13 protein-coding genes are annotated in these 16618 nt (G+C 72.8%); 8 read left to right on the forward strand and 5 right to left on the reverse strand.

Going from position 1 to position 16618, the window contains the following annotated elements:
• The first annotated feature begins 178 nt into the window (after positions 1-178).
• Positions 179-1153: a hypothetical protein gene (locus tag DIZ27_RS33630; RefSeq protein ID WP_109382196.1), complete on the forward strand. Its 975-nt coding sequence runs from the start codon at positions 179-181 to the stop codon at positions 1151-1153.
• A gap of 22 nt (positions 1154-1175) precedes the next feature.
• Here the strand turns inward: DIZ27_RS33630 and DIZ27_RS33635 are convergent, their stop codons facing one another.
• Positions 1176-2831, reverse strand: a complete 1656-nt coding sequence (locus tag DIZ27_RS33635) for an FAD-dependent monooxygenase (protein ID WP_109382197.1) — start codon at positions 2829-2831, stop codon at positions 1176-1178.
• Between the two features lie 246 nt (positions 2832-3077).
• Between DIZ27_RS33635 and DIZ27_RS33640 the strand changes: the two genes are divergently transcribed.
• The 7 genes from DIZ27_RS33640 to DIZ27_RS33670 all read left to right on the forward strand — a co-directional run bounded on the left by DIZ27_RS33640 (position 3078) and on the right by DIZ27_RS33670 (position 8435).
• Positions 3078-4223, forward strand: coding sequence for a SchA/CurD-like domain-containing protein (locus DIZ27_RS33640; RefSeq protein ID WP_109382198.1), 1146 nt, complete (start codon positions 3078-3080; stop codon positions 4221-4223).
• A 68-nt stretch (positions 4224-4291) separates the two neighbouring features.
• Positions 4292-4774, forward strand: a complete 483-nt coding sequence (locus DIZ27_RS33645; protein ID WP_109382199.1) for a cupin domain-containing protein — start codon at positions 4292-4294, stop codon at positions 4772-4774.
• Positions 4771-6039, forward strand: coding sequence for a beta-ketoacyl synthase (locus DIZ27_RS33650; protein ID WP_109382200.1), 1269 nt, complete (start codon positions 4771-4773; stop codon positions 6037-6039). The genes DIZ27_RS33645 and DIZ27_RS33650 overlap by 4 nt, the downstream gene beginning before the upstream one ends.
• Complete coding sequence (locus tag DIZ27_RS33655) at positions 6036-7301, forward strand: ketosynthase chain-length factor (protein ID WP_109382201.1); 1266 nt, start codon at positions 6036-6038, stop codon at positions 7299-7301. The genes DIZ27_RS33650 and DIZ27_RS33655 overlap by 4 nt, the downstream gene beginning before the upstream one ends.
• A 28-nt stretch (positions 7302-7329) precedes the next feature.
• The gene (locus DIZ27_RS33660; protein WP_109382202.1) at positions 7330-7590 is read left to right on the forward strand and encodes an acyl carrier protein; all 261 of its coding nucleotides are present in this window, start codon (positions 7330-7332) and stop codon (positions 7588-7590) included.
• Between the two features lies 1 nt (position 7591).
• Positions 7592-8071, forward strand: coding sequence for an SRPBCC family protein (locus DIZ27_RS33665; RefSeq protein ID WP_109382203.1), 480 nt, complete (start codon positions 7592-7594; stop codon positions 8069-8071).
• Between the two features lie 28 nt (positions 8072-8099).
• Positions 8100-8435, forward strand: a complete 336-nt coding sequence (locus DIZ27_RS33670; RefSeq protein WP_109382204.1) for a TcmI family type II polyketide cyclase — start codon at positions 8100-8102, stop codon at positions 8433-8435.
• Positions 8436-8615: 180 nt separating this feature from the next.
• Here the strand turns inward: DIZ27_RS33670 and DIZ27_RS33675 are convergent, their stop codons facing one another.
• From DIZ27_RS33675 to DIZ27_RS33690, 4 genes are read right to left on the reverse strand one after another with little or no spacing between them, the layout of a single operon-like run.
• Entirely contained in the window at positions 8616-10154 is a 1539-nt protein-coding gene (locus DIZ27_RS33675; protein ID WP_109382205.1) for a VWA domain-containing protein, read from the reverse strand.
• Positions 10151-13054: a hypothetical protein gene (locus DIZ27_RS33680; protein WP_109382206.1), complete on the reverse strand. Its 2904-nt coding sequence runs from the start codon at positions 13052-13054 to the stop codon at positions 10151-10153. The genes DIZ27_RS33675 and DIZ27_RS33680 overlap by 4 nt, the downstream gene beginning before the upstream one ends.
• Positions 13051-14217: a hypothetical protein gene (locus DIZ27_RS33685; protein WP_109382207.1), complete on the reverse strand. Its 1167-nt coding sequence runs from the start codon at positions 14215-14217 to the stop codon at positions 13051-13053. The genes DIZ27_RS33680 and DIZ27_RS33685 overlap by 4 nt, the downstream gene beginning before the upstream one ends.
• Positions 14210-16480: a hypothetical protein gene (locus tag DIZ27_RS33690; RefSeq protein WP_109382208.1), complete on the reverse strand. Its 2271-nt coding sequence runs from the start codon at positions 16478-16480 to the stop codon at positions 14210-14212. The genes DIZ27_RS33685 and DIZ27_RS33690 overlap by 8 nt, the downstream gene beginning before the upstream one ends.
• Positions 16481-16618: the final 138 nt, after the last annotated feature.

Raw genomic sequence — 16618 nt, forward strand, 5'->3', positions numbered from 1 at the left:
GACAGACAGACAGGGCGGGGCGGGGCCGGGAAGCGGTCCGGCCCCGCCCCGCCGGTGTTCGCCCTGCTCGGACCCCATGTCCCGGTCTGATGGACGCACGGTGTGACCCAGAGGGCCGGATCGGTAACGATCGCCTCGTACCGGTTGCCCCGCCCAATAAAGTTCCTAGTCTGCGGGCATGTCCCTCTTCAGCAGTCGTACCAGTAAACGTCCCCGAATCGTCCCCGCCCTCGACGACGCCGACCTCGCGCGCGTCCTCAAGCAGTTGAACAAGCGCGGTGGGAGCGTCAAGCAGGCGGAGGTGACACTCGTCGCCACGCTTCTCGAGGAGACCGGGGGCGACTGGGACCGACGCGGCCACCGTGTCTCCGTACTGGCCGACTCGACGGTCGAATCGGGGTCGAAGCTGGCGTCCGCCTGGCTGGCCAAGGAACCGGAGAACCCCGACGCGCTGGTGTTCCACTCCAGGGTCGGCCTGGTCCGCGGCCTGCGGGACAGGCACCTGGAGGACGCGGGGCAGTTGGTGACCCAGTGCCATCGGGCCGCGGAGCTGAATCCGGCGGATCCGTTGCCCTGGGTGACCCTGCTCGGCATGGCCCGGATCGAGCGGTACGCGCAGAGCGAGGTCAACGCCATCTGGCGGGAGGCCACCGGACGCGACCGCTGGCACCGCGAGGCGTATCTGCAGATGCTCGCCCATCTGTCGCCGGAGGAAGGCGGTTCGAGTGCGGCCGTCCTCGACTTCATCGATGTGGTACGCGCCCGTATACCGGCCAACGCGCCGTGCGCCGCGATCGAGGTGACCGCGGCCGTGCGGCAGTACCAGGGACTGGTGGCGCAGGGCGGCGTCCGGGCCATGACGGCAGGTCAGCTGTGGGAGGGCGGACAGATCGCGGCCTCACTGGAGCAGGCCGCCTCCCTCTGGGCGAAGCCGGGATTCTTCCAGCACGCGGCGGCCCAGGCGGATCTGAACGTGCTGGCGTACGCGCTGTGCGCGGCCGGACGGGCCGCCGACGCGCACCCGGTGTTCCAGGCGCTTCAGGGCACGGTGACCCCGTGGCCGTGGAACGACGACGGGCCGGCGGTCCAGCGGTTCGAACAGGACCAGGCCAAGGCGGAGCGGGGGCGGCAGGGCGGCGTCGGAGGAGCCTGACGCCGCCGCTCCACGCCCCTCGTCAGTCCCGTGGCCGGTCCAGGATGTCCGCGACGGCGTCGTGCAGCGCCGTCGCGGCGTCCAGAACGGCCCCTTCGGAGCGCCACGCCACGAACCCGTCGGGGCGGACCAGCACCGCGCCGTCCTCGGTGACGCCGTGGGCCTGTGCCCAGTTCGCATCGGCGTCCGGTGTCAGGTCCGCGGTCGGACCGCTGCCGATCCGGTACGAGTCGAGCGGCACCGGCAGGCGCTTCGCCACCTGCTCCGCGGCGGTGTGCCAGGCGCCGTCCTCGGAGCTGAGCAGCACCAGTGACCGCTCGTAGAGGTCGAGGGTGGAGACGCGGGCGCCGGCGCGGTCCAGCCACAGGTGGGGTGCCCGGCTGCCGGGCTCCCCCGCCAGCTGCAGGCCGTCGGGGACGACCGGCGCCGCCGGGTCGCTGCCGAGGACCGCGCCCCGCGGATAGCGGTAGCCCAGCGCCACGTTGAGGATTCCGCCCTTCGGGCCCTTGCCGCCGGCGCCCGCCGCGGGCGTGTAGCCGGGGTGACTGTGCTCGACCGAGCGGTTCGAGGCGCGGGCGCTGGTCGCCTCCGCGACCGGACGACGCTCGGCGTCGTAGGAGTCCAGCAGTCCGGGTCCCGCCCAGCCGCCGAGGACGGCGGCCAGTTTCCAGGCCAGGTTGTGCGCGTCCTGGATACCGGTGTTGGAACCGAACGCCCCGGTGGGCGACATCTCGTGGGCCGAGTCACCGGCGAGGAACACCCGGCCGTCGGCGTAGCGTTCGGCGACCCGTTCGGCGGCGTGCCAGGCGGCCCGGCCGGTGATCTTGACGTCGAGGTCAGGGGCTCCGATCGCCCGCCGGATGTGGGCAACGCACCGCTCGTCGGTGAACTCCTCGAAGGTTTCGCCGTGTTCGGGGTGCCAGGGGGCGTGGAACACCCAGTTCTCGGCGTTGTCGACCGGGAGCAGCGCCCCATCGGCTTCCGGGTCGGTGAGGTAGCAGAGGATGAACCGCCGGTCGCCGACGATGCTCGCGAGGCCGCGGGAGGAGAAGGTGACGCTCACGTTGTGGAACAGGTCGCCCGGTCCGTTCTGCCCGATGCCGAGCCGCTCCCGGACAGGGCTGCGCGGGCCGTCCGCTGCGACCAGGTAGTCCGCCCGGATGGTGGTGTGCTCGCCGGTCTCCCGGCTCTTGACCCGCGCCGTCACACCGTCGCCGTCCTGGTCGAACGACATCATCTCGGTCGCGAAGCGCAGGTCGCCGCCGAGTTCGCGGGCGTGTGCGAGGAGCACCGGTTCGAGGTCGTTCTGGCTGCACTGGCACCACCCGCCGGGGCTGAACCGGGCCAGTCCGCCGCCGGGGTCGATCTCCTTGAAGAGCCACTCGCCGTCGCCGTCCACCAGGCTGGGCGTCTGCATGATCCCGTGGTTGTCCGCGAGGACCGACGCGACCTCCCTGATCTGCTGCTCGACTCCGGCCACCCGGTACAGCTCCATGGTGCGCACATTGTTCCCGCGCCCGCGCGGGTGGATCGACGTGCCCGGGTGACGTTCGACGAGCGTGTGCGGCACCCCCAGACGTCCCAGGAACACGGACATGGACAAGCCCACCAGGGAACCGCCGACGATCAGGACGGGCGTGCGGTGGCCGATCTCGTCGGCCGTTTCCGAACGGTTCATTGAACTGCCTCCAGCGTCGCCCGCGACGGGCGTGGAAAAGGATGCCGGATCCATGCCCGGTACAGGCCGTCCCGCGTCCTGGTGGCACCCGGTTGACGCGGGGTTCACCCACCTGCCCCGTGGCGCTCGCGCACATCACGGGGCGCGTCGACGATCGATGCAGGGCGACCCCGGACCTTCGGATGCGGCGGCCGTTCCCGACCTCCAGTGAAGAACCTTCCGTGAAGAAGAGGAGAGGTGCGCCGGATGACCACCACGGGACGCACGACGGACCGCACGACGGGCCGCATACCGCAGTCGGCGTTCGACGGCTCCAGGCTGCGGGTGACCCTGATGCTCGACCTGTACGACGGGGCCCAGGAACAGTTCCTCGACGCGTACGAGCACATGAGCAGCATGATCGCGTCCGTCCCCGGTCACATCAGTGACCAGCTCTGCCAGTCGATCGAGAACCCCTCGCAGTGGCTCATCACCAGCGAGTGGGAGAGCGCCCCGCCCTTCCTCGCCTGGGTGAACAGCGAGGAGCACATCGAGACCGTCCGCCCGCTGCACAGTTGCGTCCGCGACACCCGGTCGATGCGCTACAGCGTCCTGCGCGAGATGCGGAACGGCCGGCCGCTCACCGGGCAGGCCGCCGAGGACCTCCAGGCGCAGGCCCGCGTCGGTGAGAGCGTGGCCCGACACGCCCTCACCTTCACCGTCAAGCCGGGCACCGAGTCCAAGGTCGCGGAGCACCTGGCCGGATACGCGTCCCCCAAGGCCGCGATGGAGAACAACACGCGGTTGCGCCGCACCTCCGTGTTCATGCACGGCAACCGCGTGGTGCGGGCCATGGAGGTGGAGGGCGACCTGGCCACGGCGCTGCGCCAGGTGGCCGACCAGCCCGAGACCCGAGCGGCCGAAGAGGCCATCAACCCCTATCTGGAGCACGCCCGGGAGCTCAGCGATCCCGGCTCCATGCGGGTGTTCTTCACCAGGGCCGCGCTCCCCGCCGTGCACCACGTCGACAGGGACGGGCCCCGGCCCGCGGGTCTGCGGCGGCATGCGCTGTACTACCCGGCCGTCGCGGGCCGCGGGGAGGAACTGGCCCGGTTCCTCTCCCACCAGGACGAGGCCGCGGCCGACGAACCGGACGGCCCGGTGTACTCGAGCACCGTCTTCCAGCGCGACAACGTCGTGGTCCGTCTGATCGACGCCACCGGCGACCTCGACCTCGACCCCCTCGCGGCGCTCGGCATCAAGGGCGCGGGGAAGGCGGCGGAGCTGGAGCGGCTCATGGACGGCGCCGCGGTCGGCGTCGAGGGCCCGCTGGACTCGGAACGCAACATCAACCGGCTGCTGTCGCACGCCGACATGCTGCCCGTCACCGACCGCAGCGCGGCGGATTCCTGACGGCAAACCGCGGGGACGTTCGCAGCCCGCGCGCCCGGACGTCCCCGCCACACCCGGAGGTACCAACCATGTCCAAACAGCATCCACGCATCGTGGACCTGAGCGAGACGGAGCCCAACCGACGGCGCGGGGGCGACCTCAGAACCCTGCTCACCCCGGCCACGGTGGGTTCCACCAGCGGTTTCATGGGGCTGGCCATCATCCAGCCCGGTGAGCGCATCGGCGAGCACTACCACCCGTACTCCGAGGAGTTCGTCTACGTCGTCAGCGGCGCCCTCGAAGTCGACCTGGACGGGGAGCCGTTCGCGCTCCGGGCCGAGCAGGGGCTGATGATCCCGATCGACATGCGGCACCGCTTCCGCAACGTCTCCGACGCCGAGGCCCGCATGGTGTTCCACCTGGGTCCGCTCGCCCCGCACCCGAGTCTCGGTCACGTCGACACCGAGGAGAACGCCGGCTCCGTGGCCGGTCCCCAGCTGACCGTGGGCGGGCCGGTTGCGTCCGGGCCGGGTCAGGACCGGCCGGCCGATCGCAGTGGGGCCATAAAATGACCCGGCGAGTGGCCGTCACCGGTATCGGTGTGGTCGCTCCCGGCGGCACCGGAGCGACGGCCTTCTGGGATCTGCTCGCAGCCGGCCGCACCGCGACCCGCGGCATCACCCTGTTCGATCCGAGCGGTCTTCGCTCCCGCATAGCCGCCGAGTGCGACTTCGACCCGTTCGCCCACGGCCTCGACCCGGATCTGTGCCAGCACGCCGACCGGTACATCCAGTTCGCCGCGGTGGCCGCCGCCGAGGCGGTCCGCGACTCCGGGCTCGACGTCGCCACCGACGACCCCTGGCGCACCGCGGTGTCGCTGGGCAGCGCGGTCGGCGGCACCACCCGGCTGGAGCACGACTACGTGCAGGTCAGCGAGCACGGCAAGCGCTGGGACGTGGACCACCGGCAGGCCGACCCGAAACTGCACATGGCGTTCCAGCCGAGCACCCTCGCCTCGGTCGTCGCCGAGCGGTTCGGCGCGCGGGGCCCCGTGCAGACCGTCTCCACCGGTTGCACCTCCGGCCTCGACGCGGTCGGTTACGGCTTCCACACCATCGCCGAGGGCCGGGCCGACGTCTGCATCGCCGGGGCGTCGGACTCCCCGATCTCGCCGATCACGATGGCCTGCTTCGACGCCATCAAGGCGACCTCGCCGAACAACGACGACCCGGAGCACGCCTCCCGGCCGTTCGACGCCCGCCGCGACGGCTTCGTGATGGGCGAGGGCGCGGCGGTGCTCGTCCTCGAGGAGTACGAGCACGCCCGGGCCCGCGGCGCGGAGATCCACTGCGAGATCAGCGGGTACGCCACGTACGGCAACGCCTACCACATGACCGGTCTGACCACCGAGGGCCTGGAGATGGCGCGGGCCATCGACAGCACGCTCGACCAGGCCCGTCTCGACCCCACACTGATCGACTACGTCAACGCGCACGGCTCCGGCACCCGGCAGAACGACCGGCACGAGACGGCCGCGGTGAAGCGGTCCCTCGGCGCCCACGCCCACGAGACGCCCATGAGCTCCATCAAGTCGATGGTGGGGCACTCGCTCGGCGCGATCGGCGCGATCGAGGTGGTCGCCTGTGTGCTCGCCCTCAAGCACCAGGTCGTACCGCCGACGGCGAACTACGAGACCCCCGACCCCGAGTGCGACCTGGACTACGTGCCGCGCACCGCCCGTCCGCGGAGGCTGAGGAACGTGCTCTCCGTCGGCAGCGGATTCGGCGGTTTCCAGTCCGCGGTGCTGCTGACCGGGCCGGGTGGGAGGACCCGATGAGCACTCAGCGTACTCAGCGCACTCCGCGCCCCCGCCGCGCCGCCATCACCGGCATCGGTGTGATCGCGCCCAACGGACTGCGGACCGACGCCTACTGGAAGTCCGTCAGCGAAGGTGTCGGCGTGCTGGACCGGATCACCCGCGAGGGCTGCGGACATCTGCCGCTGCGGGTGGCGGGCGAGGTCCGGGCCTTCGACGCGGCGGCCCTCATCGAGGACCGCTTCCTGGTCCAGACCGACCGGTTCAGCCACTTCGCGATGGCGGCGGCCGCCCTCGCCCTCGACGACGCCGGGCTCGGCAGCGGAGATCCCGCGGAGCCGTTCTCCATCGGCGTGGTCACCGCGGCCGGTTCCGGCGGCGGTGAGTTCGGACAGCGAGAACTGCAGAAACTCTGGGGGCAGGGCCCGCGGTTCGTCGGTCCGTACCAGTCCATCGCCTGGTTCTACGCCGCGAGCACCGGCCAGATCTCCATCCGCGGCGGCTTCAAGGGCCCGTGCGGGGTGGTGGCGAGCGACGAGGCCGGCGGGCTCGACTCCCTCGCGCACGCCGCCGGGGCGGTCCGGCGCGGCACCGACACGATGATCGTCGGCGCCGCGGAGGCACCCCTCGCCCCCTACTCGATGGTCTGCCAGCTCGGCTACCCCGAGCTCAGCACGGCCGAGGACCCGGACCTGGCCTACCGTCCGTTCACCTCGGACGCCTGCGGGTTCGTACCCGCCGAGGGTGGCGCCCTGCTCGTCGTCGAGGACGAGGAACGCGCCCGCGAACGCGGGGCGCCGGTACGGGCCACCGTGGCCGGCCATGCCGCCACCTTCACCGGTGCGTCCCGCTGGGAGGAGTCCCGGGAGGGGCTGGCCCGCGCGATCCGCGGCGCCCTCGACGAGGCGGGCGCGGCCCCGGAGGAGGTCGACGTGGTGTTCGCCGACGCCATGGGCGTCCCGGAGGCGGACCGCGCCGAGGCGCTGGCGATCGCCGACGCACTCGGCACGCACGGCACACGGGTGCCCGTCACGGCACCCAAGACCGGTTTCGGCCGGGCCCACTGCGCGGCGCCCGTGCTGGACACGGTGGCCGCGGTGCTCGCCATGGAACACGGTCAGGTGCCTCCCACACCCAACGTGTTCGACATCTGCCACGACCTCGACCTGGTGATGTCGCGTGCTCGGCCCGCCGAGTTGCGCACGGCCCTCGTTCTCAGCAGGGGACTGATGGGCTCCAACGCGGCGCTGGTCGTGCGTCGCGGTGGCGAATCCGCCCGGTAGTGCCGGGCGGGAAAGGAGCAGACAACCCATGATCACCACCGAAGTGACCTTCGACGAACTGGCTGCCCTGATGAAGAAGGCGGCCGGCATCACCGTGGACCCCGCGGAACTCAGGCAGGCGGCGGAGTCCCCCTTCGACTCCTTCGGCCTCGACTCGCTCGGCCTGCTCGGCATCGTCGGCGAGCTGGAGAACCGGTACAGCGGGTCGCTTCCCCCCGACTCGGAGCGCTGCAGGACGCCCCGGGAATTCCTCGACCTCGTCAACAGCACCCTCAAGGCTGGAGCCTGAAGTGACAGGACACACCGAGAACAGCATCACTGTCGACGCTCCCTTCGACCTCGTCTGGGAGATGACCAACGACCTCGAGAACTGGCCGCAGCTGTTCAGCGAGTACGCGTCCGTCGAGGTGCTCTCCCGCGAGGGGGACACCACGACGTTCCGGCTGACCATGCACCCGGACGACAACGGGAAGGTGTGGAGCTGGGTCTCCGAGCGCACCCCCGACCGCGCCACGCGGAGTGTGCGCGCCCGTCGCGTCGAAACGGGGCCCTTCGCCCACATGGACATCCTGTGGGAGTACGAGGAGCTCCCGGGCGGCGTCCGGATGCGCTGGACCCAGGACTTCGCGATGAAGCCCGACGCCCCGGTCGACGACGACTGGATGACGGACAACATCAACCGCAACTCGCGTACGCAGATGGCGCTCATCCGGGACCGGATCGAGCAGGCCGCCCGCGACCGCAAGGGCGCGTCCGTCACGTCCGGCTGACCGCCGACCCACCCGGAAAGGACCGTCGATGCACCACGCACTCATCGTCGCCCGTATGGCGCCCGGTTCGGCGCCGCGGATCGCCGACGTGTTCGCCGCCTCCGACCGGGGCGAGCTCCCCCACCTGATCGGAGTGAACCGCCGCAGGCTCTTCCAGTTCGGTGACGACCTGTATCTGCACCTCATCGAGTCCGAGCAGGACCCGGCACCCGCCATCGCGAAGGTGGCCGGGCATCCCGAGTTCCGCGGCATCAGTGAGCAGCTGGAGGCGTACGTCAGCCCGTACGACCCCGCGACGTGGCGCAGTCCCAAGGACGCCATGGCGCAGTGCTTCTACCACTGGGAGCGCGACGCCGGCTCCTGAGCGGGCGAACCGAACAGCCCCGAGGCCGCCGATGCCGCGCATGTCGCGGAGCCGACGGCCTCGGGGCTGAGCCGTGTGCGGATCACCCGGATGAGCCGTGGTGCCACGCCACCCGGCGAAGCGGCGTGGACCGCCCGGCGGCAGAAGTCGCCCAGGGCTGCCGCCGGGAACGCACTCCGCTCAACCGCGCTGCGTGGGCGGGGGCACGTAGCGGAACTCGATGCCGCACAACAGCACCGTCTCGCCGGGGGAACAGACGATCTCGCGTTCCGGCCGGTCGGCGGTGCGGCAGCGCAGGAGAATGGGCGGCTGCTCGCGCAGCGGTCCCGGGACGCTCCTGATCCTCACCGATCCGTTGCTCTCCAGCAGCGGTGAGAGGTCCGCGGTGACCTCACGGCGCCCCTGCAGGGGGATCTGCACCTGCTGCCGGGCGTCGACCCCTTCGGCGGACACCAGGCCCCGCACCGGGCGGTACCGGCGCAACAGCCGGACGGTCACCAGGGCGAGGGCCAGCAGGAGGGTACCCAGCAGGGCGGCCCAGCGCACCGGGTCGACCGAGACCTGTGCCGTCCCCCGCACCGCCAGGGACTCCCCGGCGGGGGACGCGGCCAGCCGGGCCGGCCGGTCGACGAACCGCTCGGCGGCCCGCGCCACCGGCGTGCTCACCCGGCCGTCGACGGACAGGTGCCAGGTCTCGGCCCGGGGGCCGCTCCCCCACCCCTTGCGATGAGCGGTGACGGAGCTCAGCACGAGGTCGATGTCGCGGGACTCCCCGGGCTTGAGGTCGACCGAGCGGGGCAGCTCACCGACCGGCTCGACGCCCTCGGGGAGCCCTTCGATCCGCAGGTCGCCGATCTGCACGGGCAGCGCGTCGGTGGTGGCGGTCAGCCGTACCCGGAGGTCGGGTCCGGCCGGCACCGACCCGTTCTCCGGCCTGTCCGGCCACGAGACGGACACCCCCTTGCCCTGGTCCCCGGCCACGGCGAGGGCGGCCTGCCGCAGGCGGGTGTCGTCCTGAGCCGCCGTCATCGCGGCCCGGGTCCGGGACCCCGACTCGTCCAGCATCCGGTAGCCGGGGAACACCTTGGCCAGGACGTCCTCGACCTCGGCGCCGGGGGCCAGGGCGATTCCGTAGCCGGTCAGGGTGCGGTCGGCGGGCAGTCCCGAGGCCTGCTTGCGCAGGGCGGACCAGCCGCTCGCGGAGAAGTCCCGGTACTTGGTGTCGTCGGGTGCGTGCAGTTGCGCGTCGGACAGCAGCAGTACCCCGCCGACGTCGGTGCCGGCTCTTTGCAGGCCGTCCAGCGCCTGTTCGAAGGCGCGCCCGAAGTTCGACGCGGAGCCGTCGGGGATGGCGGGCAGCGCCTCGTCGAGTTCCGCGAGCGCCTCGTCGCGGGAGACCATCTCGCAGGTGCGCGCACCGTCGCTGAAGGGGATCAGGCAGACCAGGTCCTCGGGGTGCAGGGACTTCAGGAAGGTGGGGAGCACCGCTCGGACCTTCGCGTACGAGCCGCCGTTCGCCATGGACTGCGAGGTGTCGACGGCGATCGCGTAGCTGGCCCCGCGGGTGCCCACCACCGTGTCCAGGAACTGCTCCAGATCACCGGCGTCCGCGGCCCGCGCGGGGGCGAACGGGCTCAGCGCGGGCCCCAGGGCGAGGAAGGCGGTGGCCAGTGCCGCGACGAGTGCGCGCCGGGCCGGCCGGGTGGGGTCGTCGTTCATCGGTCGCTGCTCCCTCTGTTCCACTTCTTGTGCTTGCGTGGCGTTCTCGGTGCCAGGTTGAAGATGGACATCAGCCGTATCCGCCGCAGCTCACGCACCCGGTGGCGGCGGTCCCTGAGCTCCCGCTTCGCCTCCCGGAACACCGGCCCGGCCAGCCATCCGCCGCCGCTGTGGCCGGAGGCGTGGCCGGCCATGATCAGGCTCCTGATCTCGTGCAGGATGTCCGCGGTGAGGTCGACGCTGCACTGGTGATCGGTGAGCAGCGTGCGTTCCAGGTGGCCGAAGAGCGCGTCGCGTTCCTTTTCCGGGGCCCTCTCCCACCAGCGGCCGGTCAGTTCGAGTGCCCGGCGGCCCGCGCCGGAGCCCAGGTCGAGGGTGAAGGGCGCCCACGCCACCGCGATGTCCCGGGGGGAGCGGAGCTGCTGGACGGCCCCGGCGAGGACGTCCAGTGGGTGGGGTGCGTCGCCGGTCCGGTTGCCGGTGCCGATGACTGGCGGGCGCCCGCGGCCTTCGCGGGGTGCGGCCGCCGCCCCACCGGCGCCGGTCCCGGTGGCGGCCTCGGAGCCGGCCCCGGTCCCGGTGTGCTGTTCCAGGGCGGCCCGGTGCACGGCCTGGTTCTCCTGTGCCTGGCGGGCGGCCCGCAGTTGGGCGTTGTGGGCGGCTTCCTGATCGGCGAGGCGCCGGGCCTGGACGGCCCGGTCCGTCTCCAGGGCGGCCTGCCGTCGCCGCCATGCCTCGTTCCGGGCGTCGACGCGGCGGCGCAGTTTCTCCGCGGCCGCCTCGTCCGGCACCCGCAGCAGGGCCGTCAGCACGGTGGACTCGCCCTCCTTGCCCCAGGGTTCGCCGAGTACCGGCGTGGCGAGCTCCCTCACGAGCAGTGCCAGGAAGGGTGCCAGTCCCTCGTTCCGGAGGATGCCGTGCAGGCTCTGTGCGTAGGCGTGGCACGCCGACTCCCGCCACGGGGGCCCGGCGGCCGGGGCGCCCAGCAGGCAGCTCAGGACGTCGGCCCGCGCCCGGCAGTGCTGCCACACCTCCGTGTCGGTGGCGAGCAGGGTCCGCAAGGTGCCGCGCGCGTCCGGCCGGCCCGGGCGCGCCGGGGTCTGGACCGGGGGTTTCCGAGATCCGCCCCGGCCCCGGAAGGAAAGCCTGGAGGTGGCTCCGTCGTCGCCCGTTGGTCCGCTCTCCCCTCGTCCGGCGGCGACGGAACACAGTTGCGGCCACAGCCACCGGACGGCCTCGGCCGTCCAGTCGGGCCGCCCCGAACGGACGGTGGCGGTGAGCACGTGGAGGGCGTCCTCGGCAGTGGGACGCGGTTCGACGAGGGCCGCCTCTCTTCGTTCGCCCACCGGCAGCACCGCCCAGGCCCGCAGCCAGGCGGGGGCCTCGTGCGCGGTGGGCTCGAGCAGGGCCAGCCAGCCCGCGAGCCGCACGGGGTCGGCCGATTCCCGCACGAGCACCTCGAGGGTGAGTCGGCGCGTGTCCCGGAGCACGCGCACGGCGTCGGCCCGGCCGTCGGCCGCCCTGCCCGGGCCCAGCAGGCACAGGCAGTCGGCCGCGTACCGCAGGCGCTGGGCGTCGGCCGGTTCCCCGCTGCCGGGCAGCAGCCACAGCACCTCGGCCTCCTTGCGGCACAGTTCGACCAGCCGCCAGAGCTCGTCCAGCCTGGCGCGGCACGAGGTGCTGTCCGCGGCGGCGGAGACACCGCTCAGCACCACGTTCAGCAGGGCCTCCGCCATCAGCGCGGACACCCGCGGTCCCGTCTTCTCGTGCACCCAGTGACGGCTCAGCGCGTCGTGCACCTCCCGGCCCCCGGGTTCGACGGCGTAGTCGATCCCGCACCTGACGAGCCGTAGGAAGCCCTCGGAGTCCGTTTCCTCGCCGTCCGTCAGGCTGTTCAGTCCTCTGGTCACCAGCTGCACGGACTGCTCCCCGGCCTCCACGGCGTGCACCGCGGCGCGGAAGGGGTCGAGCCGGTCGAGGACGCCCAGGACGGCCCCCGGGTCGGCCGGTGCGACGGAGGCGTCGAACTCACGCAGGCCGGCGGTGACCGCGTCGAATCCCAGGCCCTCGATCAGGCGGGAGAGCCGTCGCCGGTACTCCTCCGGGGCGCCGGCCGGAACCTGCGGGAGGGTGCCCAGTTCGACGCAGCGGGCGGACGGCGTGTGCGCCGGTCCGAAGGCCAGGTGGGTGTGCGGCTCGTCACCGCCGTCGACGCAGCTGCCCACGGCCAGCCCGCTGCGCACCCCGTACGGCAGGAAGCCGACGATCGCGTCGAACACGGCCAGCCGGGCCCTCGCGCCGAGGGAGCCGCCGCCGGTGATGACGACGGGACCGCCCTGCAGCAGGAGCGCGGCCACGGCCGCGGCCCAGTGCACGGCCGCGGCCCACCGCCGATCGCTGTCGCCGGTGGTGCCGGGTACATGGTCGGCGATGGTCTCCAGGCCCTCCAGCAGGCCGTTGTCGGCCGGGGCGGGCACCTCCAACGGGATGGTCTCGTCGTGCTCCGGCGGCAGACGCAGGGAGGCCACGGCGTCCCACAGAGTGACGTACTCCGCCCGCCGGCGCACCAGTTCGGCGGATTCGAGCAGCACGTAGCGCGTCGGCGTGATGTCCCGGTTCGCGCCGTCGCGCAGGGTGGAGGGCTCCATCACGGAGACGCCCGTCCACTGCTGGTCGGTGAAGGAGGTGAAGGACAGGCCCACCACGGAGACCCAGGGCAGCCGGTCGCGCGTGGCCGCCGCGGAGGGCGGGTTGCCGAGACTGGCGTCGGTGATGTAGTCGGAGAACGTGGCGCGGCGCCGTGCTCCCCCGGTGCAGCGCAGCACGTCGTACTCGTCCAGCGAACCGGCCTGTTTGCTGTACCAGGCCCACCATGCCTTCACGGTGAACGTGTCGTTCACGGACGGCTCCCGTTCCGCATGCCGAGCAGCAGGGCCACCAGCGGGTCCATGACGTTGTACGGGCGGAGCGGGCCCACGATGCGGTACCCCCCGTCGACGACGTTGACGTTCCCGAAGCGGCGCAGGTCGATGGATCCGCCGGGCATGGTGCCGAACCCGATCGCCGAGGTGGTGAAGAAGTGGAGGCGCGCGGGATGGAAGTTGGCACGCAGGGTCTGCCCCACCAGTCGCATGGTGCTGCCGTGCAGGTCGTCGGCGAGCCAGTCGAAGAAACCGGCGGGGTCGGACACCACGGGCACGCCGTTCGGTCCGAGGTCGGTCCAGCCTCCGCGCCGGGCCCGGTCGAAGACCTCCGGGTCGTCGAACTTGGTGAGGCACACGGCCAGATGGTGCGGAAGATAGGGCCCGTCCAGCCGGTTCTCCTGCATGCAGAGCCGGGTGATCCGGGTCAGGGTGCCGTTGAGGTAGGCGAACGAGTCGCTGTCCTGCGCCTCGCGCAGCGGGTCGAAGAGATAGACGAGTCCCTGTGCCCTGGCCAGGTGATCTATGCTCCGGGCGGCGATGCCGTCGCTCCTGAGGTCCTCGTAGGCGCCGCCGGGCACGTCGAGCACGCTCAGCTCGAACTCCAGCCGGTTCGCGGGCCGCCTGCGCCACAGGCGGCGCCTGCCGAAGGCGGTACCGCTCAGGTCCCCGCGAAAGCGCCAGGCGTACGGGCGCACGGCCTGGGTGGCCGGGGGGAAGACCTTGTCGATCGCCAGCTTCCGCGCCGTCTCCACCAGAAACCTCTCCGACACGTCGTCGGAGGGCACCACCTGCCAGCGGCCGAACGGCCCGGCCGGATCGAGCGCGGCGAGCCGGAGGGCGCCCAGGAACGTGGTCTTGCCCGAGGCCGGGGAGCCCCAGACGCCGATCCGGGTCGACACCTCCCTGGTCTGCGGGGCGGGGGCGAACTCGACGGGTGCGGCGTGGGCCGGCTCGTTCTCGGCCTCCTCGACCTCCCCGTGCTGATCGGGTTTCTCAGCCCGCTCGTCCTGCTCGACCGGCGCGGCACGGATCTCGGATCGCCAGAGGTGTTCCATCGGCGCCGGCCCGGCTTCCCGGAAGCGGTCCGCCGACGACAGGGACGGTGGGAACCGGGTCTCGTCCGGATCTTTTTCAGTCATCGTGCTCACTGTCCTTCTGGCTGAGTGGTACCGCCGGCGAACCGAGTCGCGCGCCATGGCGGTGGGCGGGTCCGCGGACCGCCGGTCCGGTGGCCGGGTCGGTCAGCAGCCCGAGGGCTTCGGCGGGGCGGCCCAGGGCGCCGTTGACGCACGAGGCGACGTCGTCGGGTGTGTGTGTCCCGAGGGTGAACAGGTGGTCGCGGCCGAGGTCGCGCCAGATCTGCCGGAGCCGCTCACGGGTCCTGGGCCGCCAGCTTCCGGAGGTGTCCACGCCCGCCGTGTCGCGTACGCCGATGACGGTCAGGTCGGGGCAGGTCACCGTACGCAGCCGGTCCAGGGCTTTCTCGTAGTCGTGCCGGTCGGGGCAGGGCAGGCTGAGGTCGGCCTGCTGACGGGCGGGGTGGGGCGGCCTGCGGGCCAGCACGAGCAGCAGGTGCCGGGCCCCGTCGCGCCAGTGCCGCCAGTGGGCGGCCGCGTGCAGGGCGTCCTCGAGCGGCGCACCGTAGTCGTGGCGTACGGGCCGTACGGGGAAGTGGCGGACCGCCTCGGCCGCCGCCTCGGCGGAGCCGGGACCCCAGAGGCTGAGGACGGACTCCCCACCGCGTTCCGCGCGCACGGGAAGGACCTTGTGGTCCTCGTATCCGACGATTCCGACCCGCAGGCCCTTCGGCTCGTCCCGGCCCTCCGGACCGCCCGTCCCCGCTGCACCTTGCGCACCGTGGCGGCCGGGCCCGGAGTCCGGGGGGAAGGCGTTCCCGAGTTGCCGGAGCACCGACCGCAGGAAGCGGACGCGGCGCTCGGACTCGTCCTCGGTGCCGCCGAGTTCGAGCAGCAGCAGCACATCGGCCGCGGCGGCTGCGGGCCCCGCTGCCCCGGCGGAGTGCGACGACGTCTGCCCGTTGCGGTCCTCGGGGAACAACTCCGGCTCTGTGAAACGAAGTTGCCCGTTGCTGTCGAGGGCCACCGTGACGGTGGTCCGGCCTCCCGGCCGCACCCTCGCGCGTGCGGCGCGCAGCACCGGCCAGTCCTCGGCCCGGACTCCTTCCCTGGCCGCCACCAACGGCAGGGCGAAGACGCCCTGCCTCCTCCGGCCGACGGGGACACCGGTGCCGGTGTCCGTACCGATGTGCGGATCCACTTCCGTGTCCGTACCCGTAGCCGCATCCCTGTCCGTGTCCGCCAACAGCTCGACGGAGGCGAACAGTTCGCCTTCCCGGGGCAGGGTCGTACCGCCCGGGAAGAGGATGCGGGCCTCGGCGGCCGTCCGCCGGGCCGGCGGACCGCCGCGGGCGGGACGGGTGAGCAGGGCGTAGCCGTGCCGCAGCGGAACCCGACGGCAGACGCTCGCCACGATGTCGTCCAGGGTGCGCGTGTCGGAGGCGTCCAGCAGCATCCGGGCCGCCGCCGGCGCCCTGGTCGTCAGCGCCTGTGCCGCATAGCCCGGCCAGCGCCAGCCGTGGGCCTGGCCGACGAGGATCAGCGGCACCGCGCGGCCCTGGGCACGCGCGGCGTGCAGGGGGGCCAGCGTCGTCGCCAGCGCACGGTGGACGGCGGGCTCCCACGCCTCGTCGGTGGCCCGCGGCACCTCGTGGGTCCCGTAGGGGGGCGCGGCGCCGATGCCGCCGGCCAGCAGGAAGGCGCGTTCCGTCGTCGACGCGGGCAGCCAGGGCGCGGCGTCCGGCCACCGTACGTCACCGCCCGGGGGGTCGTGCGTCCATCCGGTCCCCTGCGGGCAGCGGCCCAACTCCCGCAGGGCCAGCCCGGAGGCGGAGATCCCGAGGACACAGACCGCGTCGTACTCGCCGGCCGCGAGCGCGGTGAGCACGGACAGGGCGCCGGTGGGGCTGCCCGGGTCGGCGTCCTTCCGCTCAGCCGGGCCGAAGGGGTCGAGGGAGCCGAGCGGGCGGGGGGAGCGCGGACTGCCACCGGGCGCCGTTGCGGGGGCGCGGCGGATCAGGGGGCGCAGGCGGGTGTCGACGGTGCCGCCGGGCGGCACACCGCGGGCCCGGCCGCTCGCCGTCAGGTGCCGGGTCGCGAGGACGGCCGCGGCCATGTCCCAGGACCAGCAGGCGGCGATCTCCGCGTCCCACGCCGTCGGCCCGACGGCCGCCGTCGTCCGCTCCCAGCCACAGGCCGTACATCGCCGCCCGGCATCGCCCGACCAGCAGACGGGGCAGTGGCCGGGTTGCGTGGCGTCGTCGTGCCCGAGGTCCGGGGGCCGTGGCCGGATGTGCTCGGGTCCGTCGCGGCGGACGCTCGTCACGCGCGGCGTCCACGGGCCGGGGCGGGGTCACCGCTCATGGCTGCCGGTCCGGTCTCCGGCCACCTGTCGCTGTTCACGGTTCCCCCCTCGGACCGCAGTCCCCGCCACCGCCCCGGACCACAGAACCCCCGGTCACGG

This window comes from Streptomyces sp. NWU339, from assembly GCF_003143855.1.
Lineage (GTDB): Bacteria > Actinomycetota > Actinomycetes > Streptomycetales > Streptomycetaceae > Streptomyces.